The sequence below is a fragment of the Tsuneonella suprasediminis genome (genome assembly GCF_003605755.1).
Classification (GTDB): domain Bacteria; phylum Pseudomonadota; class Alphaproteobacteria; order Sphingomonadales; family Sphingomonadaceae; genus Tsuneonella; species Tsuneonella suprasediminis.
The window spans coordinates 61,876-88,296 of sequence record NZ_RAHJ01000003.1; the positions used below are offsets into that span (position 1 = coordinate 61,876).

Genomic DNA, 26,421 nt, shown 5'->3' on the forward strand with positions numbered 1-26,421 from the left:
GTGGGATGGGAGCGGAAGATGCTACGGGATAAGCAGATAAACCTTCGAAATATCAAGAGTAAATGCCAAAAGCCGAACCGATCCGGCAATGGCGATGCTCGCTTATGGGGGAGAGCTGCCCACTGGAGCCAGCGTATGGAGTCGAGCTGTCCGGCAGATATCAGTGCAGCCACGCCTTCCATGCCCGACTGGCTATGGTGGCCTTGTTCGTCACCATCCGTGCCGGGATACCGTGGGTGTCTGCAAAGTGCATGGCTCGCTCCGGGCCCAGTACCAGCAGGAGTGTGGCAAGCCCATCGGCCTGCATGCAGCCGGTGTGGAGCACCGACACCGACAGCACATCGTCTGCAACCGGAAGCCCGGTTTGTGGGTTGAGCGAGTGCGACCACGATCGCGCGTCCGCCTCTCGCCGGCGGCGATAATTGCCCGATGTGGCGATTGCCCAGCCACACAGCCCGATCCGTGCTGTCGGGGCGTCGCTGTCTGGCGGGGTGTCGAGATCGACCCACCAGGGCAAGCCATCGGCCTGCACCCCGATCCCGCGCAGCTCTCCGCCGATTTCCAGCAGGGCATGGCGCACACCGATCTGTTCCAGCGCGTCTATCCCGAAATCGACCGCGAACCCCTTGGCGATGGCGGACAGGTCGAGTTGCAGGCCACCGGGCTGAACCAGTGTGCAATCGTTGTGCGACAGCGCGACATTGCGCCAGTTCAGCTTGCGGGTGGCCTGCGCCGTTGCGGGACCGGGCATCGCCGCCGGGGCGGGTACGGCACCGAAGCCCCACAGATCGCTTGCCGCGCCCAGTGTGGGGTCGAACGCGCCATCGCTGACTTGTGCGAGGGTCAGAGCACAATCGAGCACATGCGCGAACGGGCGGGAAAGAGAAAGCGTTGTGCCGGGGGCAGCCCGGTTGAACCGGCTGATTTCGGATTCCGGTTCCCACTGGCTCATCTGCGCGATGACAGTGGCGAACCGCTGTTCCAGCGCCCGCACGATCTGCGTGTCACTGATTTCGGGCGGGGCCACTGCGGACAGGCTCCAGCTTGTGCCCATCGTGTCTCCGCAGAGCGTCAGCGTTCGCCCGTTTTGCAGCGGACGCACACGATCCGGGTTGAGATTGGGGGGAAGCAGCAGTTCCGCCACTTCCCCTCCATCGGTATCCGCAGGCGGGTGCATCAGAGCGGCAGGAACTCCAGCACCCCTGTGTAAGACGCGCGGTGAGGGATGCCGTCCGCGCCGCCTTCTTTGGTGGAGCCGGTTTCGATATAGTACATGCCCGGTGTCGCGGCGGTCAGTTCGACCTGGCCATCGGCGTCGGTCGTCAGCGTCTGAATACCTGCGTCATCGCGGTAACGTGTGCCTTCTTTGACGAATTCGACTTCCAGCCCGGCCGCGGGCGCACCATCGAGCAGGAAACGCACCGTTGCGGGTTCGGTGGCGACGAGATCGTTGGGATGTGTCACCGGAACCATCTCCAGCCCGCGACCGGTCGGCGCCAGTGCGGTATCGGTGGGCGCGCCCAGTGTCACGAATGTTTCGGTGCGCGAGCTGGCTGCGCTGATCCGCACATCGGTGGCCCCTTCGGGTACGGAGGCGCGCGCTTCGCTGACAGTCGCGGCGCGCAGGCGGTGACGTTCTCCGCCGAGCTGGTAGAAGCCCATCGCACCATCGCTGGCGAGCGCGATGCGATATGTGCCCTGCGCTTTCAACGGCACGTCGAACACACTGCGATAGCGGGCCGAGCCGACGATCTCGGGCTGGACTGCCGCGCCATCGGGGCCAGTGATCTGCAAACTGTCGAGCGGCATGGCCCTATGGTCAAACACGAACAGTTCGTTGGATGCAGCGGCATCGACGCTGACGGTTTCGGTTTCGCCCGACAGAACAGTGGCGGACGGCAACAGCCAGCGGCGATGCGCTTCCGCAGGGGTGGAGACAAGCGCGCCAAGGCCAAGTGCCAGGACGGCGGCGATCAGGCTGGATCGTTGGAACATGATGATACCTCTCGAAATAGTGTCTGTTCGAAATCGTGTCAGGGTTTGATGGTCAGCCGGACAGTGCCGAGCTCTTTCGTGCCTTTGGCGGACGCGGTCTGGCTGCCCTTTGGCGGCCATTGGAAGGGGACGCTCAGAACTTCGCGGCCGCCGACTTCGCGCGCGGCTTCCACGCGCAGTTTGTAAGAGCCGGGGCGCAAGTTGCCGAGCGGGCGGGAGCCTTGCTTGAAATTGACGGTGTGGCGACCCGGCGGCTGGGTCGGGCCGCTGACACCGTTGACCGGCATTTTCAGCGTCCGGCCCGTGCGGCGCCACCAGGTCCGCAGATCGGGCAACCACTTGGTCGGATCGTCGCCGCGCAGGTCCATGTCATACCAGACATCGAGATTGGCAACCGCCTTGCCCGCTGCATCTTCAATCCAGATAGCGATGTAGGGGTTGTGGTATTCAGCGACGCGCAGGCGTGGAATTTCGACGCTGACACTCATGGTCTGTGCGCTTGCCGGGGTGGCAATCGCGCCAGTGGCCAGGCCGGTGACGATACCTGTGCCGAGAATGGAGAAAGTTTTACGCATAGTTCGGCTCCAGACGTTCAATGCATCAGAAAAATCAGGAGAAAGAGCGGGATGATGACCCCCGCCCCTACGATCGGCCAGGTCGCGCGGCGCTTTTTTGCGTGAAGCTGAAGCAGCAGCAGGCCGGTCAGGCTGAAAATGACGCAGGCTACTGCGAAAATATCGATGAACCACGACCATGCGGTGCCGGTATCGCGCCCTTTGTGCAGATCGTTCAGATAAGCGATCCAGCCCCGGTCGGTGTCTTCGAACAACACCGCGCCAGAGCTGCGGTCGATCGCCACCCAGCCATCGCCGCCGGGGCGGGGCAGGGGGATGTACAGCTCGTCCGCGCTCCATTCGTGCGCCCGCCCCGACGCGTCGATCCCGAATTCCCCGTCGAGCCAGCGCGACACGGCTTGCGGCACCGGGGTGTCGCGCCCGGCGCTATCGGGTACAGCGGCCAGCGTTGCACGCACATCGTTCGGCAGCGTGCCTTCCTGGCTGACCACCGCGGGCTCGCTCTCGATCGAAGCGGCGTGGTTGAGCGTGATGCCGGTGACCGCGAACAGGATCATCCCCACCAGACAGATCGCGCTGCTCATCCAGTGCCAGGTGTGGAACTGGCGCACCCAGAAGGCGGAAAATCCGCCTCTCTTGCGTTTGCCTTTCGCTGGCGGTGCGGCCTTGCGGCTCTGTGTGATCGTTTGCGGGTTCATCTTCGGTGTATCGCGAGGTGCCATTCAATCCTGCACAGGTGGCTGGATAGAGATTGATAATCAATAGCAATAAGTGGCCGATGCGCCTGTGCTCGCGAAATTCCGCTCGCATTGGGGCGCATCGGCCTGTTCGCCTCAGAAACGTGCGTTCACGCTGATCCAGTAACTGCGGGCTTTGTCCTTGTTATTGTAATCGTCCTGATAGCTGGGTTCCCACCCGCCATTGCCATCGCTGACGAAATCGGTCTGGTAGCTGGTGAAATCCTGATTGAGCAGGTTGTTCACACGGCCGCTGAGCGTGACATGCTCGTTGATCCGATACTGCGCGCCCAGATGCAGGACTTTGTAGCTTTTATAATAAAGCTGTTTGCCGGTCAGGGTATCCACCCCGCGATACCGCCGCGACCGCAGTTCGCCCATCAGCTGAGCGGACAGGCCATCGGTGATTTCCCATGCCAGTGTGGCGTTCGCCATGTGCCTGGCCGAATTGGTGAGCGGCAGGCCTTCGTTCGCCCCGCTCAGCTGTTCGCTGTCGGTCAGGGTATAGTTGGCGCGCAGCAACAGACCGTCGAGCAGTTCGTATTGCCCGGCAACTTCGACGCCCCGCAGCCGTGCCTTGTCGATATTGACCGGCTGGTTCAGGCTGCCGACCCCAAGGATTTCCCAATAGGATCCCAGATTGGCGCAGGGGCGCACACCACCGGTTTCCGCACACGTCTGGGTGACCGGTGTTCTGACGATCTTGTTATTGAAATCGTTCTGGAACACCGTGACGTTGAAATTGTGGCGATTGGACGGTGCGGTCCAGTACACCGCCGCTTCCAGATTGGTGCTGGTTTCCGGCTCCAGATCGGGGTTGCCGGTCCACGGGCTGGTGCCCTGTCCGCCAAAGCCGGTGATACCGTCGTAGAGGTCGGTGGTCTTGGGCGTCTTGTACCCGGTGCTGACCCCGCCCTTCACGGTCCAGCTCGGCGAAATCGCATAGACGGCATAGAGCCGCGGGCTGACATGGCCGCCGAACGTGTCGTGATTGTCATACCGGATACCGCCGGTGATCGTCAGGCTTTCGACCGGCGACCAGTTGTCTTCCGCGAACAGCGACCACATCTTTTGCTTCTGGTAGGCCTGCAGGCCTTCGGCACTGCTTTCGAGGCCGAACACCCCGTCTTCCAGTTCGCCATCGATATATTGGCCGCCGACCACGAAGCGGTGATTGCCCGCAAAGCCAGCGACCGGGATGTCGAGCCGGGCATCAAGCGTGTACTGGCTGCTTTCCAGCGCCCGGTGGGGGCGGGGGAGGAATGCTTCCAACTGGGCGTATTGCGCCTCGGTCAGATTGGAAAGCGATGCGCCGTTGCATCCGGCAGAGCGACCGCCGGCAACACAGGCGGCATCCCACAGCCCCTGCAAGGCAACGCGTTCGGCGACCGAGAACGGCAATGTGCGCCCCTTGTTGCTGGTCTTCACATACGCGAGTGAGACGAAGCTGCGGACTTTGCCCCATTCGCCCTGATGGGTCAGCGCCCAGTTCATGCGATCGAACTTCTGTTCTTCGGCATAGCCGGTGCGCGGAGCGACCACGCCGCCGCGCGCCAGCCAGATCCGTTCGATGCTGTCCACTGTGCCCAGCGGATAGCTGGTCGCGCCGCTGACCGGATCGGTGGTGGGGGTGTTATCGTATTTCTGTTTGGAAATATCGTAATCGAGCGTCACGGTCTGCGTATCGCTCGGGGTCCATTTGAGCGTGGCGCCTACGCTTTTGTTGGTGTTGTCCACTGTCTTGCCACCGGCGCCAAAGCCCAGGCTGCGAACATGCACCCCGCCGTCGGGATCGATCGCGGTATCGTATTCCGGGTTGGACGCGATGCGTTCGTAAATCGACGCGCGCACGCTGAGCCCCAGTGTGCCCGGAATGATCGGCCCGCTGGCGGCGATGTCGAATGTCATATCGTCGCCGAAGTTTTCGTCTTCCTGCAGCGAACGGCCGAAGGTTGCCGAACCTGTCCAGCGATCCATCACTTTCTTGGTGATGATGTTGATAACCCCGCCCAGAGCGTCAGCACCATACAGAGTGGAGGCCGGGCCGCGGATCACTTCGATCCGCTCGATCGTGTCCAGCGGGGGTACGTGGTTGAACTGGTTGCCCCCGAAATTATTCGGATAGATATCGCCGTGGTTGTTCTGGCGTTTCCCGTCGATCAGGATGAGCGTGTAGTCCGAACCCATGCCGCGAATACTGATCGTGCGCTGGCCGGTCTTGTCGGATGTTTCGCCTACATCGACCCCTTCCAGATCGCGCACTGCGTCGATCAGAGTGATGTACGGGCGGCGCTTGATCTCTTCGGCGGTGACCACGCTGATGCTGGCCGGGGCGTCGGTGATTTTCTGTTCGAAGCTGGATGCGGTCACGACGATGGTGTTGCTATCGCTGTAAGGTCCGGCGTCGTCAGCGTCTTCGGCGGCTGCAGGCACGGCACAAAGCGCGAACCCAAGCGCGAGAGCGCCCGCGCCCGATGACAGAGTACCGTGGAAATTTGACAGAAACTTCTTCATTTGCCCCTCTTGCTATTGCGAATGGCTTGCATTTGCGAGAGGGCGTTGGCGGCTGCATGATGCGCGGTCAATCGATTCGGAAGTGCGAGAAACATTTTGTTACAGTTGGCGCAGGGGATCGGCGTGCCGAACGGACGGAAGGGCTTATTTTCGCCGCGTGGCAACGCAGGGGCGCTGGCGTGACACGGCCCGCGCATATCGTGGTGGTGGAGGATGATGCGCCGCTGCGCGCGTTGCTGACGCGGCTGCTGGGCGAACACGGCTACGAAGCGACGGGGGTGCGCGATGGCAGTGCGCTGTCGCAGATGATCATGCACCCCGATGACCGGCCTATCGATCTGATCCTGCTGGATATCATGTTGCCGGGGGAAGACGGGCTGACATTATGCCAGCGCATCCGCGAAACCAGCCAGGTGCCGATCATCATGGTCAGCGCGCGCGGCCAGGAATCCGATCGCGTGGCGGGGCTGGATTGCGGTGCGGACGACTATGTGCCCAAGCCGTTCAGCCGGCTCGAATTGCTGGCGCGCATCCGCGCCGCGCTGCGGCGTGGCCGGGAAAACCGCATCCCTGCCGAAATCGCTATGCCCGAATGTTACCGTTTCGAAGGGTGGCAGTTCTTTCCGCGGCGGCGCGAGCTGATCGCGCCCAGCGGCGCACAGGTGAGTCTGACCGCGGCGGAACACGAATTGCTGCTCGCTCTGCTGCGCCATGCCCAGCGGGCGATCAGCCGCGAACGGTTGATGGAGCTGGTCCATAACCGGCTGTCGCATTCCGGCGATCGCAGCATCGATGTGCTGGTCAGCCGCTTGCGCGGCAAGCTTGGCGGAGATCGCCGCTCCCCGCCATTGATCCGCACAGTGCGCGGCGTGGGATACGTGTTTTGCGCGGAACTGGAGCTGTCCTGACTATGCCCCGACCCGCCATTCCGCGCCCGCTGAAAGGGATGATGGCTGGAATGATGGCCGGAATGATGGGACGCATCGCTCTCGTCCTGACGGGGGCGATCGTGCTGGAACTGCTGGGCATCGTGGCGCTTCACCAGTGGCAGGATCGCGAACTGGTGGACGTCGCCCGCACGCAGTCGATCGCCGGCCAGCTGGCCGATGCGGTACGGATCGCAGAGACAGCACCGCGCCCTCGCAGAGCTGGATCGATGCACGATCTGGCTGCAAGGGGACCGTCCCGACAGGCACTGGCGCTGAACTGGGTGCCCAACACCGTCATCACCGATCACAGCGTGGCAGATGCGCGACTGGCGGCGATGCGTGCGCGTCTGGTGCAGGCGGACGACCGGCTGCGCGACCGGGAAATGCGGCTGAGCCTGATGCTGGGCCGCGATGGCGGACAGCACGATCTGGTCGGGCTGATCGCTTTGGACGACGGCAGTTTCCTGTCGTTCCGGGTCAACCGTTACCTCCGTGGCCCGCCTCCGCTGTGGCTGGTGTCCTTGTTGCATATATTGCTGCTGGTGGCCGTGTTCGGGTTGGCGATGGTGCTGGTGCGGTCGCTGCTCCGCCCGTTGCGCGATCTGGCGAAGGCGGCGGACGAGACGGGGCGCAATCACACCCACGCCATCGTTCCCGATGGCCCCCGCGAAGTGCGGCAACTGGCCCATGCGTTCAGTGCGATGCAGGTGCGGCTGATCGCGGCGATGGACGATAATACGCAGGCGCTGATCGCGGTATCGCACGACTTGCGGACCCCTATCCAGCGCGCGAAGCTGCGCGCCGCCATGCTGGACGATGCCGCAGCCGGGGCCGCGATCGAACAGGAACTGGCCGCCATGGACCGCTTCATCGATGGCGCGCTGGCCTATGTCCGCAGTGGCGCGGACGAGGAACCGCGCCTGATCGATGTCGCCGCCATGCTCGCCGCAATTGCAGACGACACCGCGGATCAGGGGGCAGACATCCGCTTTCGCGGGCCGCCCAGTCTGATCCTGCATACCCGCCCGATATTGCTAGCCCGGATGCTGCAAAACCTGATCGACAATGCCCGCCGCTATGCCAACCGGATTGAACTCCGCCTGACCGGAGAAGCCAATCGATACGCGGAGATATGCGTGGACGACGATGGTCCCGGCATCCCCGCAGAACAACGCGCCGATGCTCTGCAGCCGTTTCGCAAACTGACGCCTGCTGGCGGGGAAGGGCTTGGGGCCGATGGGGCGCTGAACCAGGGCGCCGGACTGGGCCTCGCCTTCATCCAACGCGCCCTGTCCGGCTCACCCGATGGGTTGACGCTGGAGGACAGCCCGCTGGGCGGCCTGCGTGCGCGGCTTACGTTGCACGATGCCGGATCGTCGGCTGAGCAGGGGCCGCCAGGATGATGGGGGCGAAGGTGCTGGGGAAGATACAGCGCAGCGGTTTGGCGAACAGTCGCCATCCCCTATCCCCGCCCGCAATATAGCGCACCGTCGCCCCGGACATGATCCGGGGGCCCGCTTTTCTTCGGGCGCGGCGTCAGCAGAAGCTGGACCCCGGCTCAAGGCCGGGGTGACGAGAGATGATACGAAACACCCTCTCCCTCGTCATGGCGAGGAGGCGCAGGCGACGTGGCAATCCAGGGACCGTCCTTTGTATCCGCCACAACCGCTGCGATGGGCGGGGACGTCGGGTGGAAGCTTGTCACACGAAGGCACGGAGTGGGTTTGGCCCAGAGGTAAGGTCGCACTGCCGATGGTTGGCCAATACTATCGCCCGTGTCCCCACCTTCGTCATTGCGAGGAGCCGCAGGCGACGTGGCAATCCAGGGACCGCCCTTTGTATCCGCCACAACCGCTGCGATGGGCGGAACCCTCAGGCCATGGATTGCTTCACTGCGTTCGCAACGACGAAGGGATGATGCGGGCTCAGGAAGCTGGACCTCGGCTCACGGTGGGGTGACGAGAGATGATGAGGCCACCCCACCTTCGTCATTGCGAGGAGCCGCAGGCGACGTGGCAATCCAGGGACCGTCCTTTGTATCCGCCACAACCGCTGCGATGGGCGGAACCCTCAGGCCATGGATTGCTTCACTGCGTTCGCAATGACGAACGGGTGATGCGGGCGCGGGAGGCTGGACCCCGGCTCGCCCCCTCCCATCACCGTAACCGCCGCAATACTCCTCAAACCGCCGCCGGTTCCGGCGCGATCCATTGGTCCATGTCTGCGTCCAGTCCGATCTGCGCGAGGCCGTAGGCGATCGAGGTCAGTTCTTCGCCGCTGGCCAGTCTGTCGTTGCCGAAACGCCGGGCGAACAGAGCGCGCACTGCGGGGATCAGCGAGGAACCGCCGGTCAGGAACACCAGATCGATATCGTCCGTCTCCATCCGTGCGTTGACCAGCGCGCGGTCGAGCGTGTCGCTGATCCGGCTCAGATCGGGGGCAATCCAGTGTTCGAAATCGGCGCGGCTGACGGTCTGTTCGATCGACAGGTCTTCGCTTTCGAAGCGGAACTGCCCTTCGTCCGCATCCGACAGGCTGCGTTTCAGATCGCCCACCGCTTCGTACAGGCCGTGGCCCAGTTCGTGTTCGACCACAGCGATCATGCGGGCAATCGCAGAGGGATCGCTGGCGGCGCGATGCAGGCGTGCCAGTTCGTCCAGCGTCTTGCGGTTGTGCATCAGCGCCAGTTTCGACCAGTCGCGGAAACCGTCGTAATAACTGGGCGGGATTTCCAGCACTTTGCCGAAATTCGCATATGTCCCGCCTTTGCCCAGCATCGGTAGCACCAGATGATCGAGGATGCGATAATCGAACCGGTCGCCCGCGATGCCGATCCCGGCGGAGCCGAGCGGGGTACAGCGGGTGTCGGCGCCGGGCGGTTCGATCCGCACGATGGAAAAATCGCTGGTCCCGCCGCCGAAGTCGGCCACCAGCAGCGTGGCGGCGCGGGTCTGCCGCATGGCAAAGCCGTAAGCCGCGCCCAGCGGTTCATAGACATAATGCACCGGCCGCCCCAACATGGCGAACATCGCGTCGTAGCGGGTGCGGGCCAGCGCCGCATCTGGGTTGGACCCGGCATAGTGCACCGGGCGGCCGACGATGATCCGTTCGGGCAGATCGGCGGTCTTCAACTGGCCGTGCTGCAACAGGTGGGCGAGGAAGGTCTGCCCCAGTTCTTCGAACTTCATCCGGCGGGCGAACAGGCTGGCGCTGTCGAAAGAAGCGCTGGCAGCGACCGATTTGAACGATTGCAGAAAGCGCGACCCGGCTGGAAAATCGAGGAATTCGGCAATCGCCCACGGCCCCGCCTCATGTCCCAGGCCCCCGCGCGCCTGCGGCTCTTCCCAGAAACACAGGGCGGAACGGAACACGTTGACGGTGCCGCCGCCGGGCGCCGCGAAATCGTGCAGGTGCACTCCGTCGCCCGCAGTCTGCGCGACGACCGAATTGCTGGTCCCGAAATCGATGCCCAGCGAACGGGCAGACGGCGATGGCGCGGCCATAGGGGGTGCTTTCCTGCAACGCGGTGAAGGGGAGGGGCGCGCGCTATGGCAGCATGGCGGCGGGGTTTCAACGCGGTTTACGCGCGGTTAGTGCGCCGCCATGCGGGCGCGGCGCGCCTGCCCGCCGGGGAGCCGGAAATGGCGACAGGATTGCGGGCGGCGCGCGCGAAAGGCCCGCCGTTATGCGCCCGCCACTATGCGCCCTGCGGCAAGGCCGCGTGACCGGCCAGATGCCGGGCATAGAGCGCCGCGCCCATGCATGGCGAATGGCGGGGGGTGACCAGTTCGAATTCGGGAACGCTCGCCAGTCGCCGGGCAAACCCGTCGCGCACGGCGGCAATCCGGCTGACCGCGCCACCCGACCACGAAATCGGACAGCTTTCACCGCTGACAAACCCCAGAGAGCGGCGCAGCGCGCAGGCCATGTCGAACAGTTCGGCCCCGGCGCGGCCGAGAATATCGCGACAGGCGGCATCGCCCGCTTCGGCGGCGGCGGAGATGACTTCGGACAGGGCGGCGATCTCGCTGCGCGGCATCGGCGGTTCGGTCATGATCCGGGCGCAGAGGTCGATGTCGCTTTCCAGTTCCATCCTGACGCGCAGGATATCGTAGAGCGGCCCCGGCTCTGCGCGCCCGTCGGCCATGCGGGTGAAGGCGTTCAGCCCTTCGCGGGCGATCCAGTAAGCGGAGCCTTCATCGCTGAAAATCTCGCCCCAGCCGCCGACGCGGGCCGATTGCCCCTGACGTTCGCCATAGCCGATGGAGCCGGTCCCGGCGACGATATTGATCCCGTCTTCACAGGCGAGCGAGCCGGCCCAGCCGCAGACCATATCGTTGCCGCAGGTGTAGCGGGTATTGCCCAGCAGCTCGCCGCACAACTGGTCGAGCTGCGGGTCGATCACCCGGTCTTCGCCATAGGCGGGCAAGCCGAAAAAGGTATATGTCAGATCGGCGCGCGACAGTTCGGCCTGCGCGCATATGGCATCAAGCCCGGCGGCGATCACATCGCGCACCCCGTCCAGCCCGATTTGGAGATGATACGCGGTCGTGCCGCGATGGCGGGCGATTTCCCGGCCCTGTGCATCGATCAGCAGGAACTCTGTCTTCGTACCCCCGCCGTCCACGCCCAGAAAATAGCCCGCACCGGTCATTGAGCGCCCTCGTGGATAATCACACCCTGCACCACGCGGTTGACCGTGCCCGATCGGCTGGGCGTGTCGGGCGTGATCCCGTGCGCGAAAGATGCGGCCAATGCAAACATCTGTGGTAACACGACATAAGGGAACAGCAGGTCGCTGTCGCCCGCCGATTGCAGCGCGGTGGGCGCGATATCGGCCCCGTCCGCACCCTGCGCGTCGCACACCAGTATCCGCCCGGCGCAATCGTCGCGCTGCATCTCGTGCAACATATCGAGATCGTAGCGGCGGGTGAGCGGATCGTTGGAGAGGAAGAACACCACCAGCGTGCTATCGTCGACAAATGTCTTCGGACCGTGGCGGAAGCCGAGCGGGGTTTCCGCCATCGTGGCGATCTGCCCGTCGGTGAGTTCGAGCAGCTTGAGCGCCGCCTCCCGCGCCAGCCCGAACAGCGGCCCGCTGCCGAGATAGATCGTGCGGGCAAACCCATGCTGTGCCAGTTCGGCGGCCAGCGGCCCGGCGGCGGCCAGCGCGCCCTGTGTCGCATCGGCAATCGCGCCGATCCGGTCCTGCATCGCGGCGGTGCCGGTCAGCGTGGAAAGCGCGCAGTACATCATCGCGCTGAAACTGGACGTCATCGCAAAGCCGCGGTCGTGCGATTCTTCCGGCAGGCTGATCACCAGACTGTTGGCGATGTCGTTCTGCGCCAGCGCGCCGCTGGCGTTGCAGGTCACGATCAGGTGATGCAGACGCGACAGCTTGCGCCCGGCGACGGCAATCGCAGCAATGCTTTCCGGGCTGTTGCCCGACCGCCCGAACGACACCAGCAAAGTGGGCACGTCTTCCGCCAGCGCCAGATCGGGCGTGCCGACGATGTCGGTCGTCGCGATCGCTTCGACCCGGCGACCCAGCGCCCGGCGCAGCACCGGGGCAAGGCACTGCCCGATGAAATCGGACGATCCCGCGCCGGTCAGCACGATCCGCAGATCCTTGTCCGCCAGCAATGGCGCAAGGAATGCATCGATTTCCGCACTGCGGCTGTCGAGCAATGCCTGTGTGGCGCGCAAAACGGCGGGCTGCTGAGCGATTTCTTTCGCTGTCCAGCATTCCGGCACATCCGTGCTGGTGCCGGCGGCGGCGGTTGACGTGAGTTCACGCATTGGGTCGGCAAGCTCCGTGATAAAGGTCGAGCGTCGCCCCGATGTGCGCCTGAACCAGATCGGCCGGATCACTGGTGATCGTGCCGCTGCGAAGCGCCGCATAGGAGGTCGGAAGATATTGGCTGAGTAGCGCCAGCGGCACATTCGCTGCGCGCAGGTTGGCGAACAGTTTATCCTGTGCAGCGGCAATCGCGCTGTCGGGCCAGTAATAACGGATGCGGTCGGACAGGCTGTATTGCAGCTGCAATTCCAGATCGTGCCCTTCGGCATGGTAATATTTGCGCCAGTTGCCCGGTTCGGCATGCATCCGTTCCAGCGCGACAGCGCGCAGGTTCGAACGGTTTTCTGGCGGCAGCAGTTCGCCCTCCATCGCAGCCAGCGCCCACAGCGCCTCGCGCAAGGCGAAGGTCACGCCGGGGCCGACCTTCAGAATGGCGAAGTGATCGCGCACCAGCGCGGCCAGCGCATCGCCGGTCTGGTAATCGGTCGAATGCGCTTCGTACACGATGCCGTCCGCGCGTTCGATGGCGCGGCTGAGATCGCGGGCCTTTTCCGGCTGATAATCGACCACTTTGTCGTGATCGAATTCCACCCCCGGCTGCACCACGGTGGCGATCACCCGGCTCCACGCATCGCCAAGCCCGGCGGCGGCGAAGGCATCGCGGTGAATGTCCACTGTCGTCAGCGCAGCTTCGGGCGTAGTGGGGGCCAGTTCGTCAAGCTCTTCCGCGGCGCCGCCGGGCACCGGCACTTCGGTGCCGATGACATAGAGCGGGGCATCTTCGGCCGCGCCGGTAAAGCTGGCTTCCGCCGCTTTCGCCAGTTGCACGGCGCGCGCGGCAATCGTCGCATCGTCGAGCGGGAAGGGATCGCCCTGACAGCTCATCGAACAGTCGAGGTGGATCTTGCGGAAACCCGCCGCGACATAGGCGGCGACCATCACTTCGGCTTTCGCCATCGCTTCTGCGGGGGGCAGCGCGGTCCAGGTATTGGGGCCGAGGTGATCGCCGCCGAGCACGATCCGCTCCGCCGGAAAGCCGACTTTCGCGGCGATCGATTCCACGAAAGCGCGGAAATCGGCAGGCTGCATCCCGGTGTAGCCGCCATCCTGATTGACCTGATTGGAGGTCGCTTCGATCAGAACAATCGGCAGATCGCGCGCCTTCGCGTGGGCGAAAGTCGCTTCGATTACCAGCGGATGGGCCGAACAGATCGAAGTGATCCCGATGGCGGTTCCGCTGCGATTGGCTTCGACGATATCCCGGATTCCGGTCACTGACGATTGTCCTCTTTTGCGCGCCCGATGGGCTAATGTTTCTATAACGCAATAAAAAGAATGAAAACGAAAGTCAATCCGCTACAGCAGAGGCTGCCGCTTCCGGATCGCTCTCCGGGTCGGGCATATCTTCGTCCGCACTGTCAGGCTCGATAGCCAGCAGCATCGATGCGATCAGAGCCAGCACGATACCGACGATCTTCAGCGTGCCGGGGATGACGCCTGCCACCGCCAGCGCGATGATCGCGGTCATCAGCGGGGCACCGGCATTGGACAGCGGCGCGACGATGATCGCCTTGCCGTATCGAAACGCGAACACCAGCGTCAGCGCGCCGATTGCGTTCAGTACTTGAATCCCTGCCGCCAGCGCGGGGCCGCTGAGGCCCCAGTTGATCGGGGCGGAAAGGTCCGTCATCCACAACGCCAGCGGGGCCAGCATCAGGCCTGTCAGCATCATGTAGAAAAAGATGCTTTCGCCGCGCATGACTGCATTGGCCGATTTCATGAAGAACGCCTGCAACCCCCAGCATACCATGATGCCGAGCGCGAGCAGGAACCATTCCGATCCGTGCGCGGATTCGCCGCCCTGCGGCGCGAAATCGAACATCGGCAGCGCCATCAGCGCCAGCACGATGCCCAGCGCGCCCAGCTTGCCGGTGCGTTCGCCCAGCAGAACGAAAGACAGCGCAATCGTGACCAGTGGCGATAGCGAGATGATCGGGAATATCAGATAGGCCGGCCCGCGCGTGATGGCATAGAACAGCAGCATCTGCCCGCCTGCGCCCAACAGGCCGATGGCCATGCCATAGGCGATGGCGCGCGGGTCTGTGTCGAGTTTCCACCCTGCCTGCCGCAATACGACAAGCGCGGGCGGGATCATGGTGAGCGACCAGACGCAATAGACCAGCGTTTCGGGAAACCCGTTTTCAGGCGAAAGCCCGGAAAACGCCCCCCACACGCCCCACAGGACGACCGTGGTCAGTGCGTAGAGCAGCCAGATCCGGCCCCCCGGTGCGGCACTGGCGGGGGCGGCGGCGGTCATGCCTTCGCCCCTGTTTCCGGGGTTGCTGTCAGGACGAGGAACTTGCTGAATTCAGCCGACACGCGCGGGGCATCGGCTGTGACGAAGCCCAGCGTGGTTTTGTGGAACACGTCCTCCACCCGATAGCGGGTGCCGGTTTGCAGGCCGCGCAGTTCCACCGGGCCGCTCCAGCTGTCGGCATAGAATGCGTAGTGCCGCACCGCGCCGGTTTCGATCATGTGGCCTTCGGGTTTATCGAAACCGATATCGTACAGGTCGCCGCGATAGTGCCCCTTGGGCAGCATGTTCGCGCGATAGAGGTCGATCCACTGGCGCCACAGCGCCTCTTTCTCAGGCGTCAGCACGTATCCGCCCGGCGGCAGGCTTTCGATCGGTTTGTCGGTGTCTTTCGGCCAGGTGAACTTGGTCGAAAGCACCGCGCCGATGCCATAGCTGGACGCGAAATCGTTGCCGCCATCGCTCAGTTCGACATGGTCCCCGGCATAGGGCGCGCTGGGGCCCATGATCGCCTTGAACGTCTTGCCTTTCAGGCGGACCTGCCACGACGACAGCGGATCGGACGACGGCGTGTGGTTCATGCCGGGCATGTTGTGGAATGCAAATGCATCGCCGCACGGGCACAGTTCGATAATCGCATCGGGATTGATCGAAATCGCCTCTTCATACAGCGCGATCCAGAAATCCTGCATTTTTTCGAAGGATTCTTCCGGGCGGGCGTGGTTGTGAGCGGGGTTGTAACAGGGGGCGACACCGTTGAGGTGCTGCCCATCCATCTTGATCCCTTCGAAACCCCATTCGCCAATAATCTTGCGGACCAGCGCGCGGAAGAAATCGACGGTCGGCTGATAGGCGGGGCACAATGTATAGGCATCCCACCAGGTCACATCCTGCGCCGCGCCGTCCTTGCCCAGCAGCAGCATTTCGGGATGGTCGCGCAACATGCGGGTGCCGGGATCGACCGCCAGCGGGGCCAGCCACAGGCGCGGGCGCATTCCGGCGGCCTTGATGCGGTCGGCAAACGCTTTCATGTCCGCGCCGCCACGGGGGAATTTCGTCAGATCGACATCCCAGTCCCCTTCCGAAGTCTGCCAGCCATCGTCGAGCACGGCCCAGTCGAGGCCGAGCGACTTTGCCTTGTCCAGTGTGCCGAACACCTGCTGCGTGGTGAAATGGCGTTCGTATCCCCACGCGCACCAGATCGGTTCGTAACTGCTTTCGGGAATGGCCGGGGCGGCGATGCCGCGTTGCGTCATCACTTTGCGGAACGTGTCGAGCGCGGGATAGAAATCGCCCTTGTGCGCCATCACGAAGATCTGCGGCAGAGCGAAGGTTTCGCCCGGTGCCAGCGGCATCTGCCGGTCGGCTTCGATGCCGATGCGGGTGCCGCCGGGCTGAGCGGTGACCGGCAGGCTGACCAGTTCGGGGTGGGTTTCGACATGGCCCACGGCAATGCCGCCATCGCGCCGCCACACAGCGGACACGGGAATGCCGCCGCCGTAATCCGATGCGTTCATGCCCATGAAATTGGGTTGCGCGAACCCGGCAACGACCGGCTGCACCCAGTCGCGGCGGTCGGGGTGCGACGCGCCGGAGAAACTCCACGCGCCATCCTTGTGCGCGCGCAGATTGTGGGTCGCGGCATACCATCCCGCCACGTCGAGCCGCTTGCTGCCGATATTGCGATACGTAACGTCGATCAGCGCCATGCCGGGATAGGCATCGTAAAGCGTGATCGTAGTCAGCCGTTCGACCCGGTCGCCCTTCACCCCGCGCAGGATGTGGGCGGTGCCTTTACCGTGGCGGTCGCTGACCGGTTGCTGCGTGCAATCGAGCAGCGTGAAATTGTCGATGATCTTGCCATCGGCCAGCCGCAGCGCGTCGCCCGCCGAATAATCGGCCAGCACGGTATCGCCCAGCGCGATGCGCGATGCCATCGTGCCGTCGATATCGATCGACAGAACGCCATCCGAAATGCGGCAGGTCTTGCCCGATTTGGCGAATACGCTGGTGGAAAATCCGACTTGCCCCACAGCCACCGCTGTTCCGGCCAGCAGGCGCCCTATCGCTCCGCGCCGCGAAATGCCCTGAATGTTCCGTTCGGCCATCGTCTCCCCTTCCGCCCTATTTCGCTCAACACAAAAACCGGTCAGCAACTTGCATACAAACGCAATGTCGAATAGGCAAGGTTTCTGTCGTTATATTTCGTTTTATATCTTTGGAGGGTGGATATGCGCTTGTTTCTGACAATGTTGGCTCTGTCGGTGGCGGTCGTGGCCGCGCCCGCTTGCGCGCAGGCCACTGCCGGGGATGCGGCTGGCGATGCGGGGCAGGCGGCGCAACCGTATTCGGAGGCGGATTTCGACCGGGTTCGCAAGTTCGATGCCCATGTGCATGACAATGTCGGCACCCGCGAATTCCTCGATATCGCGAAGAAAGACGGGTTCGAAGTGCTGTCGATCAACGTCGATTATCCCGATTTCCCGCCGCTGGCCGATCAGGCGCGGATCGCGGTGGCCCATCGCAAGATCGATCCGGCGCGGTTCCATTTCTCCACTACGTTCTCAATGGACGATTTCGGCCAGTGGGGCTGGGCGGAACAGGTCAACGCCGGGATCGCCAAAGCGCGCAGCGAAGGCGCGGTGGCGGTAAAAGTTTGGAAGAACATCGGCATGGTCGATGAAGACGCCGATGGCCAGCGCGTGTTCCTCGACGATCCGCGGTTCGAACCGGTGTGGGCCTATGCCGAACAGAGCGGCCTGCCGCTGATCGCGCATCAGGGGGAACCGTATAACTGCTGGCTCCCGCTCGATCAGATGACGACCGAGAACGACCGCGCCTATTTCAGCGCACACCCCGAATACTACATGTACCTCCACCCGGAAGAGCCGAGCTACGAACAGATCATGGCTGCGCGCGACCGGCTGGTGGCGTTCCACCCGAAGATGAGCGTAGTCGGCGCGCATCTGGCCAGTCTGGAATGGAGCGTGGACCGGATGTCGGTGTTCCTCGACCGGTTCCCCAACGCGACGCTCGATATGGCTGCGCGGATGAGCCAGATTCAATACCAGTCGGTGCGCGATCCGCAGAAAGTACGCGACTTTTTCATCAAGTATCAGGACCGCATCATGTATGCGACCGACCTGACCCATTCCCCGGCGGACCCCAATGCCAAAGCGCAGAACCCGCCGGTTGGTAACGACGGGTTCGCGGCAGAGGCGGACCGGGTGTGGCGTTCGGACTGGCGCTATCTCGCCACTCCGCTGTCGCAGCGGGTCGATGCTCTCGATGCAGACGTGCCGGGGCTGGCGTTGCCGCGCGGTGTGATCGACAAGATCTATTACAGCAACGCCCGCCGGGTCTTTCTGGGCGAAGGTGCAGGTGAAGGCGCGCCGAAGCAGAGCTGAGCGGGGCGGGCCGCTGGCCTCGACATAAGTCACGCAAATCGCACAGGCCGCGGCATCCCCGCGGCCTGTTTCGTTGCAGGGTCGTCAGGCGGTGTGGATATCGAACCCGAACTGCGCCGATGCGGAGCGGATGGCATCGTCCACCGGCCCGTCTGTCACCAGTGCATCGACTTCATCGATGTTGAGAATCCGGTGGAGGCACACGCGGCCGAATTTCGAACGATCGGTCACCGCGATCACTTGCCCGGCGGCCTCCACCATCTTGCGGTTGAGCAGCGCCTCCGGCTCGTAATGGGTGGTGATCCCGCGATCGATATCGAACCCGTCGACCCCCAGGAACAGTTTATCGACATGCAGATCGTCCAGCGCGGCGACGGTTTGCGTGCCGTAAAACGCCATGTTCTTGCGCCGTAACGCACCGCCCAGCATGATCACGTTGATCCGGCTTTTCGCAGTGAGAACCGCGAGGATATCGAAATCGTTAGTGACGACAGTGATATCCTCATCGTCGGCCAGCGCCTCTGCGATATGCATCGTTGTCGTGCCCGAATCGAGCACGACCGATTCCCCCGGCAGCACCAGCGAAGCGGCCAGCTTGCCGATGCGTTCTTTCTCTTCGAAAAAGACCGAGCGTTTGGCGTCGAGCGGTGCCTCTGTCGCAACGTTGATTTCGCTGGCCAGAATCGCGCCGCCATACGAACGTTCCGCCACCCCGCGTTGAGCGAGGTATTCCAGATCCTTGCGGATCGTCTGCACTGAAACCGCGAATTTCTTCGCCAGCGATGCAACCTGCACACTGCCGCGTTCGCGCATTTCGGAAATGATCTGTTGCCGCCTCTCGCTGGTATCGCGCATATTAGCCAAGCCGACGAACCCCCCTTTACCTTTCGGATTCTTCCTAACAGCTTCCCCATTGCAGAACAACGCGCATTCGCTCTCGTGGTCCGCGAGAGCGAACTGAATCGATTAAATGTGTCTTTCGTTTAATTTCGATTTGACATATTACCGTGCCTTATGCATGCAGTTGCAACCATTAAGATGCAAACCGAAAGCTAATAGGAGCTTTCCATATTCAATGCACCTGCTTCACGATGCCGCCTCTCAACAAACAGGGCGGACTGGCGCGAAAGAGCCGCAGCCGGGCAGGGCGTGCGAGGTTTACGGCATTAGTTTGTAAGACACTGGAAAATCAGGGGGGAAATTGAATGTGCGATTATCGTTCCTTGCGGATGCTGGCGCTTGCCGGAACCAGCGTGGCGGCGCTTGTGCTGGCCACGCCGGGCTTCGCTCAGGCGCAACAGCCGCAATGGGAAGCCGGCGATAGCGATCCGTCGGCGGAAGCGCCCGACAATGGCAACGCCATCGTGGTTCGCGGCGAACGCGGCAGTATCGTGCGCGCCATCGAAACAAAGCGCAACGCGACGACAGTGCAGGACTCAATCAGCGCGCTCGAACTCGGCGTTTTCCCTGACGATAACGTGGCCGACTCGCTGGCTCACATCACCGGTGTCGCGATCAGCCGCACCGCGGGCGGTGAAGGGCAATATGTCAGCGTGCGCGGACTTGGTCCCGAATATACGCTGACGACGTTCAACGGCCGTATCCTCGCCACCGATGGCGCCAGCCGCGATTTCGCGTTCGACGTGCTGCCCGCCGATGTCATCAGCGGCGCGGATGTCGTCAAAGGTGCCGAAGCATCGCTGACCGAAGGGGCGATTGGCGGTCTCGTCAACCTGCGTTCGGCCAGCCCGTTCGACAAGCCGGGCCTGCGCGGCACTGCCCGTCTGGAAGGCGACCGCAATTTCATGTCGCGGTATAACGGCGTGAAATTCTCCGGCGTCATCAGCGATACTTTCGCCAACGACACGCTGGGCGTGATGCTGGGGCTGGTGATCGAACGACGCAAGGATCGCACCGATGTCGCCGGGAACGACGGCGGCTGGACCCGCAACCCCGACCCCACCGATGAAAGCTGGCTGTGGGGCAATGCATGGGGCGGCAATATCGACCCCAACGGCAATGGCGAGCTCGATCCCGACGAATACGGCCTGATCGGGCTGGGCCAGTTCCGCGTCGGTTCGATCATCGAAGAAAAGAAGCGCAACGCCTACACCGCGAAAATCGAATGGCGCCCGACCAGCAATTTCCAGTTGACCATCGATGGCCTGAAGACGCGGCTGGATTCGCCGCAGGTCGGCTATCAGCAGTCGTATTATACGCTGTTTTCGCCAGACCGCTGGTCGAACATGGAAATCCAGGACGGGATCGTCACCAGTTTCGACATGGATAATCCCGACCCCGAACTGGCGCTGAATCCCGAACTGCTCAACCAGACCAACTATCGCGTGGTCGATACCGAACTCTACGGCGCGAATGCCCGGTGGGATGTGACCGACAGCTTCACGCTGGTCGGCGATGTGTACCGTTCGAAATCGTCACGCCATTCGGGCGGGCAGGACAGCTACGTCGTGCTGCGGATGAATCAGCCGAACAGCGCGCATTTCGAACTGAACGGCGGCGCGGTGCCCGATGTATATATCGATTTCAACGATGGCCGCGAACTGTCGAACGGGCTGGCCAATGGCGAATTCGGCCCTTCGGATTTCAACACCCACTATTTCGAACTGTCGGGCGATAATATCGATGACAAGGTCACCGGTGCGTCGCTGGCCGCGAACCTCGAACTGAATGCCTCGTGGCTCAAATCGCTGAAATTTGGCGCGACATTCACCGATCGCAAAAAATCGCGCGATCTGGTGAATAACTCGCTGACCGGCGGGGCCGATTATTATTCCGGCGATTATGCGATCAATGTCGGTGATCTGGGTGGCAACGTGTTGTCGCACAGCTTCACGCTGCCCAATTTCATGAGCGGGGTTTCCGGGTATTTCCCGCGTTCGTTCCTGTCGTTCGACATCCCCGGATATCAGGCCGCGCTGGCCGCCTATAATGGCCAGCCAAGGCCCGGCGGCGGGACATACGATTATGCCGCTGCGGCCCCGGTGTGGAACCCGCTGCAAAGCTATCGCGTGAAGGAAACGACCTGGGCCGGATACCTGCAGGCCAATCTGGAAGGTATGCGCTGGAACGGCAATGTCGGCCTGCGTGTGGTGCACACTTCCACCGATGCACAGGCATGGGATGCCCCGATCCTGAGCATTACCGAAAACGGTGCCTTCAACTACACCGCGAAATACGGCGCGGCGGAAGAGATCCTGCAGAAAAGCAGCTATACTTACCTGCTGCCCTCCGCCAACCTCAACTTCGGCCTGACCGACGATCTGCGTCTGCGGCTGGGTGCGGCGCGCACGATGGCGCGGCCTTCGGTGGAAGCGCTGGCCCCCACCAACACCACCGAAAGCGTTTCGTGGGGCGAATTCACGCAGATCTATGGCGGCAATGCCGATCTGAAACCGTACACCGCCGATCAGTTCGACGTGTCGCTGGAATGGTATTTCTCGCCCAAGTCGATCTTCAACGTCGCGGCGTTTTACAAATATATCCGCAACCAGATCACCACCAGCTGGGAACCGGGGCAGGACATTGGCGTGCCGGGATACCTGTTCAACGTCACCCGCCCGATCAACGGCGACTATGCCCGTGTGAAGGGGATCGAAGTCGGCCTGCAGCATCTGTGGGAAAACGGCTTTGGCGTGCGCGGGCAGTTCACCCGCAACTGGTCCAACAGCTATGTCGGGGATCTGGAACGGCCGCTGGAAGGGATCGCTCCGTCGGTCTATTCGCTCAGCGTGCTGTACGAAAAAGGCCCGCTGTCGCTGGCGGTCACCGCCGACCATACCGATGGCTTCACCACCGCGACCAGTGTTCTGGGCGAAGGGTTCAACGAAGAAGCGGACGCCATTACCTGGCTGACGGCGCATATCTCTTATGAAGTGGTCAAGAACTTCAGCCTGACGCTGGAAGGGCAGAACCTGCTGGACAAAGCGCAGACCTACAGCATCAACGGCAATCCGATGTTGTCGCAGGGCTACTATCGCTATGGTCGTTCGTTCAAGCTGACGGCCGGTTTCCGGTTCTGATCGCAATTCACCGGGCTGGTCGGCCGATTGGCGGCCGGCCCGGTTTCGTCATCGCCATTACTCCAAAGCGGGCGGCGCATCGAAATCCGGCGGGTCGCCCGTTTTGGAGTTGGCGGGTGGCTGGCGATGGTCCGGGGCCGTTTTTGCAGGATCGGAATTGACCGTTTGCCTGCCGGATTCGGGTTTGGGCGGCCTATCAGTGAGAGATGCAGGCCTCTCGGGGCAGAAAACGGGGCTATGCGGTGAAACTGCGTCTTCGCTGCGGCTTTTCCGGAAAATCATGCGCGGGCAATTGCGGAGGTGCAACGGGCTTCCCGGTGTTGAAGGTGGGCGGTTGAGTGCCCGTATTATGCTGATCCTAAATGGGAAAATTTCCATTGGCCGGATGGGCCGATTGCGCGTGCATGGCCTGTATGGGGCAGGGGCCGCGCTGCACTTACGTCGCATATAAGGAGGTGAAGGGGGTGTAAAAAAGGGGCGATCGCGGTGCGATTTCGCGGGCCGGATGTGCAGAGCAGGGGTTGCGCGAGCTGATCGCCGGGACGGTGCAGGTTTTCGGTTGCTTATCAATCACATAATGGCGCCGGTGCGGTGATGCGGGCAGGCAGAGGGCCTATTCGCTATTCTCCCTTCAACACATTGATTATACGCACGAAAAGGGCCGGACCCCCGGTTGGGAACCCGGCCTCCTTTCTCTGCTACAGCGGCGCGGGGTCAGCGATCAGCCGTTGAATCTCTCGCCCCGCTCGGCCTTGCCGCGCAAGTAATCGCATACCGGCAGGCCGTATTTTTCCAATCCTGACACGACGTTAGCCAGCCCGACAGTGTCGGCCCAGAACATCGGGCCACCTGTGTAGAGCGGCCAGCCATAGCCGTTGATCCACACCACATCGATGTCGCTCGCCCGCTGCGCCATGCCTTCGTCGAGGATCATCGCACCTTCGTTAACCATCGGATAAAGCAGGCGTTCTTTGATCTCGTCCTTCGAAATCTCGCGCTGTGGGGTGCCCGACTTCGCGGCGAACTCCGCGATCAGTGCCCTGACTTCGTCCGAAGGGGTGCGATTGCGGGATTCGTCGTAATCATAGAAGCCCTTACCGTTCTTCTGCCCGAACCGGCCCGCCGCGCACAACGCCTCGCGCAAAGTCGTCACTTTGCTTGGATCACGGTGCCAGCCGATGTCGATCCCGGCCAGGTCGGCCATCTGGAACGGACCCATCGGGAACCCGAAGTCGAGCAAAACTTCGTCGACTTCCCAATAGTTTGCACCTTCCATAATCAGCGCATTGGCCTGTTCCTGACGCGGGCTGAGCATACGGTTGCCGATGAAACCGTGGCACACGCCCGCGACGACAGCGACCTTGCCGATTTTCTTCGATAGCTTCATCGCAGTGGCCAGAACATCGGGCCGCGTCTCTGCTCCACGGACAATTTCCAGCAATTTCATGACATTGGCGGGCGAGAAGAAGTGCAGCCCCAGCACATAACCGGGGCGTGTTGTCGCCGTGGCAATCTCGTTAACATCCAGATAGCTGGTGTTGGAAGCAAGAATAGCGCCTTGTTTTACAACGGTATCGAGCTTGCCGAACACCTCCTTCTTGACGTCCATGTTTTCATAAACGGCCTCGATCACCAGATCGCAATCGGCCAAGTCATTGTATTGCAAGGTGGTTGACAGGTTGCCCATCGCTGCCTCGACCTGCTCCGCCGTCATCCGGCCGCGCTTTGCGGTGTTCTCGTAATTCTTGCGGATCACCCCGACGCCCCGGTCCAGCGCTTCCTGCTGCATTTCCAGAATTGTCACAGGAATTCCAGCGGATAGGAAGTTCATCGCGATCCCGCCGCCCATCGTTCCGGCCCCGATCACACCCACTTTGGCGATCGGAATCAGCGGCGTATCCGCGGGTACATCGTCGATCTTGTTCGCGGCGCGTTCGGCAAAGAAATAGTGGCGCATCGCCGCCGACTGGGTGCCGGTCATCAGCTGGGTGAACAGCTCCCGCTCCTTCTTAACCCCTTCGGAATAGGGCAGTTCTCCTGCCAGTCTGACGGCTTCGATGGCTGCATTGGGGGCATCGAAGCCGCGCATCTTGCGCCCGTTTTTGGCGCGGAATTCATCGAAGATCGCCGGATTTTTCACGCCATCCTGATTGGCGGTGCCCTCCGATGTGCGGCGGATCGGTTGTCCTATTTTGCCGCGCGCGAACGCGATGGCATCGGCGGCAAGGCTGTCTTCACCAACGATTTCATCGACTAAGCCGATGGACTTCGCCTTGCTGGCGGAAATCGGATTGCCAATCGCCACCATCGGCAGTGCTGCCTCGGCCCCGACCAGACGCGGCAGGCGCTGTGTGCCCGCTGCACCGGGGATCAGGCCCAGCTTTACCTCGGGCAGGCCGATTTTCGCGCTCGGCACAGCAACGCGATAATGGCACGCGAGCGCGACTTCGCAGCCGCCGCCCAGCGCCGTGCCGTGGATCGCCGCGACGACCGGCTTGTCGCTCGCTTCGATGGCGTCGAGCACTTCGGGCAGGCTTGGTCCGACGGGTGGTTTGCCAAACTCGGTGATATCGGCTCCGGCAAAGAAAGTGCGGCCATCACAACGAATTACGATGGCTTTCACGCTGTCGTCTGCCAGCCCCTGAGCAATCGCATCCTGCAAACCGGCGCGCACGGCCTGCCCCAGCGCGTTGACCGGCGGATTGTTCGAAACGACGACGAGGACATCGCCATCATGCACAGTGGAAATCGGATTGGTCATCGGTTCTCTCCTCAGGCGCGGCTGTCGGCCAGCGCGGAATAAATCAGGGTCTTGAGCTGGCGGCGGATGGGATAGACGCTGGAGGGATAAACCTGCGTCATGAATACCATAGTGATCGCCTCCACCGGATCGACGAAGAACGCGGTCGAATAGGCACCGCCCCAGTAATATTCGCCTTTACTGGTTGGCATCAATGTCTTGGCAGCGTCGATCACGCACGCGAAACCAAGGCCGAAGCCGACGCCCGCGTTCTGGCTTTCGGAAAACATGCTCTGCGACAATTGCGTCAGATCGGCCCCGCCGGGCAAGTGGTTGGCGGTCATCAATGCCAGCGTTTTAGGGCTGATGATGCGCGCTCCGTCGAGTTCTCCGCCGTTGACCAGCATGGCGCAGAACCGGTGATAATCGGCGATCGTGCTGACAAGCCCGCCGCCGCCGCTGTCGAACCGGCCCGGTTTGGCAAGACTGCTGCCGATACCAGCGTCGAACAGTTTCGGTTCGGAGCCCGGAACATATTGGAATGCATCGACAAGCCGTTCGTTCTGGCCGTCAGCCACGCCAAACGCGCTGTCCACCATTCCCAGCGGTTTGAAGATGTGTTCAGAGAAGTAATCGCCCAGTCGCTGGCCCGAAATGCGCTCCACCGCGATGCCCAGCACATCGGTTGAAACCGAATAGTTCCACCGCTCGCCCGGTGCGAATTCCAGCGGCAGTTCGGCCAGGCGCGCGACGAATTCATCACTATCGAGATGACGGCGCGCGAAATCGAAATTGTGCTCGCGATACACGGCATCGATGTTGGTGCGGTTCTGCAGTCCGTATGTGAAGCCGGACATATGGGTCAGCAAATCGACGAACCGGATGGGCGGTGCATTGCGGCCCGGCATGAAAGGGATCGACCCACCACCGCCGGCATAGACCTGAAGATCGGCAAACTCAGGAAATACTTTGGTAATCGGGTCTTCCAGCGCAACCTTGCATTGTTCGACCAGTTGCATGAACGCGATCGATGTGATCGGCTTGGTCATCGATGCGATGCGAAACAGCGCGTCGTCCCGCAAATCGCCGCGCCCTTCACCCATCGTGCCGAGCTTGCCGTAATACACCGGCTTCCCATCACGCGCGATGAGCAACTGCGTCATCGGTAACCGTCCGCTGTCGATATAGGCTTCACGCAGGAACGGTTCGATCCGTGCAAGACGATCGGGGGCAAAGCCTAGACTGGCTGGGTCGGTCAGGTCGAACAATGGGGTTTCCTCTCTCCGAAAGTCGCATTGGCGACGCTTGAACGGGTTTTAGGCATGCATACCGTCTATTCTGAAACGCTGGCAAGTCCGAAGCATGGTTTA

General features: G+C 62.4%; 19 protein-coding genes. 5 read left to right on the plus strand and 14 right to left on the minus strand.

Annotation, left to right across the window (positions count from 1 at the left end; genetic code table 11):
• Nucleotides 1–160: 160 nt before the first annotated feature.
• The 5 genes from D6858_RS00505 to D6858_RS00525 all read right to left on the minus strand — a co-directional run bounded on the left by D6858_RS00505 (nt 161) and on the right by D6858_RS00525 (nt 5,821).
• Nucleotides 161–1,177 carry an FAD:protein FMN transferase gene (locus D6858_RS00505; RefSeq protein WP_120106006.1) on the minus strand — a complete coding sequence of 339 codons (1,017 nt, stop codon included), beginning with the start codon at nt 1,175–1,177 and terminating at the stop codon, nt 161–163.
• Nucleotides 1,177–1,995 carry a DUF4198 domain-containing protein gene (locus D6858_RS00510; protein WP_165859586.1) on the minus strand — a complete coding sequence of 273 codons (819 nt, stop codon included), beginning with the start codon at nt 1,993–1,995 and terminating at the stop codon, nt 1,177–1,179. The genes D6858_RS00505 and D6858_RS00510 overlap by 1 nt, the downstream gene beginning before the upstream one ends.
• Nucleotides 1,996–2,033: 38 nt before the next feature.
• The gene (locus D6858_RS00515) at nt 2,034–2,570 is read right to left on the minus strand and encodes a DUF2271 domain-containing protein (protein ID WP_120106012.1); all 537 of its coding nucleotides are present in this window, start codon (nt 2,568–2,570) and stop codon (nt 2,034–2,036) included.
• A gap of 17 nt (nt 2,571–2,587) precedes the next feature.
• A complete protein-coding gene (locus tag D6858_RS00520; protein WP_120106471.1) occupies nt 2,588–3,268 on the minus strand; it encodes a PepSY-associated TM helix domain-containing protein in 681 nt (226 codons plus the stop codon).
• Nucleotides 3,269–3,403: 135 nt separating this feature from the next.
• Nucleotides 3,404–5,821 (minus strand): TonB-dependent receptor domain-containing protein, encoded by a 2,418-nt coding sequence (locus tag D6858_RS00525; protein WP_120106015.1) that lies wholly within the window; start codon nt 5,819–5,821, stop codon nt 3,404–3,406.
• A gap of 179 nt (nt 5,822–6,000) precedes the next feature.
• On the opposite strand from D6858_RS00525, the gene D6858_RS00530 reads away from it, so the two are divergent.
• On the plus strand, nt 6,001–6,729 hold the full coding sequence (locus D6858_RS00530) for a response regulator (RefSeq protein ID WP_120106473.1): 729 nt from the start codon (nt 6,001–6,003) through the stop codon (nt 6,727–6,729).
• A 2-nt stretch (nt 6,730–6,731) separates the two neighbouring features.
• Nucleotides 6,732–8,153, plus strand: a complete 1,422-nt coding sequence (locus D6858_RS00535) for an ATP-binding protein (RefSeq protein ID WP_120106018.1) — start codon at nt 6,732–6,734, stop codon at nt 8,151–8,153.
• 777 nt (nt 8,154–8,930) lie between these two features.
• On the opposite strand, the gene D6858_RS00540 is transcribed toward D6858_RS00535, so the two are convergent.
• Nucleotides 8,931–10,253: an Hsp70 family protein gene (locus tag D6858_RS00540; protein WP_120106020.1), complete on the minus strand. Its 1,323-nt coding sequence runs from the start codon at nt 10,251–10,253 to the stop codon at nt 8,931–8,933.
• Nucleotides 10,254–10,298: 45 nt separating this feature from the next.
• On the opposite strand from D6858_RS00540, the gene D6858_RS15700 reads away from it, so the two are divergent.
• A complete protein-coding gene (locus D6858_RS15700) occupies nt 10,299–10,475 on the plus strand; it encodes a hypothetical protein (RefSeq protein ID WP_165859587.1) in 177 nt (58 codons plus the stop codon).
• Here D6858_RS15700 and D6858_RS00545 read toward each other — a convergent pair.
• The 5 genes from D6858_RS00545 to D6858_RS00565 all read right to left on the minus strand — a co-directional run bounded on the left by D6858_RS00545 (nt 10,448) and on the right by D6858_RS00565 (nt 16,972).
• Entirely contained in the window at nt 10,448–11,404 is a 957-nt protein-coding gene (locus D6858_RS00545) for an N-acetylglucosamine kinase (protein WP_120106023.1), read from the minus strand. The two genes, D6858_RS15700 and D6858_RS00545, sit on opposite strands and share 28 nt — an antisense overlap.
• Nucleotides 11,401–12,549: an SIS domain-containing protein gene (locus D6858_RS00550; protein WP_120106026.1), complete on the minus strand. Its 1,149-nt coding sequence runs from the start codon at nt 12,547–12,549 to the stop codon at nt 11,401–11,403. The genes D6858_RS00545 and D6858_RS00550 overlap by 4 nt, the downstream gene beginning before the upstream one ends.
• Nucleotides 12,542–13,825: a D-tagatose-bisphosphate aldolase, class II, non-catalytic subunit gene (locus D6858_RS00555; protein ID WP_120106029.1), complete on the minus strand. Its 1,284-nt coding sequence runs from the start codon at nt 13,823–13,825 to the stop codon at nt 12,542–12,544. Before D6858_RS00555 ends, D6858_RS00550 begins: the two co-directional genes overlap by 8 nt.
• Nucleotides 13,826–13,898: 73 nt before the next feature.
• Nucleotides 13,899–14,867, minus strand: coding sequence for a DMT family transporter (locus D6858_RS00560; protein WP_120106032.1), 969 nt, complete (start codon nt 14,865–14,867; stop codon nt 13,899–13,901).
• On the minus strand, nt 14,864–16,972 hold the full coding sequence (locus D6858_RS00565) for a glycoside hydrolase family 36 protein (RefSeq protein ID WP_120106035.1): 2,109 nt from the start codon (nt 16,970–16,972) through the stop codon (nt 14,864–14,866). The genes D6858_RS00560 and D6858_RS00565 overlap by 4 nt, the downstream gene beginning before the upstream one ends.
• Nucleotides 16,973–17,095: 123 nt before the next feature.
• Between D6858_RS00565 and D6858_RS00570 the strand changes: the two genes are divergently transcribed.
• Nucleotides 17,096–18,271 carry an amidohydrolase family protein gene (locus D6858_RS00570; protein ID WP_120106038.1) on the plus strand — a complete coding sequence of 392 codons (1,176 nt, stop codon included), beginning with the start codon at nt 17,096–17,098 and terminating at the stop codon, nt 18,269–18,271.
• An 84-nt stretch (nt 18,272–18,355) separates the two neighbouring features.
• Here the strand turns inward: D6858_RS00570 and agaR are convergent, their stop codons facing one another.
• Nucleotides 18,356–19,126 (minus strand): transcriptional repressor AgaR, encoded by a 771-nt coding sequence (gene agaR, locus D6858_RS00575; protein ID WP_225082720.1) that lies wholly within the window; start codon nt 19,124–19,126, stop codon nt 18,356–18,358.
• Nucleotides 19,127–19,476: 350 nt separating this feature from the next.
• Between agaR and D6858_RS00580 the strand changes: the two genes are divergently transcribed.
• On the plus strand, nt 19,477–22,311 hold the full coding sequence (locus D6858_RS00580) for a TonB-dependent receptor (RefSeq protein ID WP_120106044.1): 2,835 nt from the start codon (nt 19,477–19,479) through the stop codon (nt 22,309–22,311).
• Nucleotides 22,312–23,032: 721 nt separating this feature from the next.
• Here D6858_RS00580 and D6858_RS00585 read toward each other — a convergent pair.
• Complete coding sequence (locus D6858_RS00585; RefSeq protein WP_120106047.1) at nt 23,033–25,072, minus strand: 3-hydroxyacyl-CoA dehydrogenase NAD-binding domain-containing protein; 2,040 nt, start codon at nt 25,070–25,072, stop codon at nt 23,033–23,035.
• An 11-nt stretch (nt 25,073–25,083) separates the two neighbouring features.
• Complete coding sequence (locus tag D6858_RS00590; RefSeq protein ID WP_120106051.1) at nt 25,084–26,319, minus strand: serine hydrolase domain-containing protein; 1,236 nt, start codon at nt 26,317–26,319, stop codon at nt 25,084–25,086.
• Nucleotides 26,320–26,421: the final 102 nt, after the last annotated feature.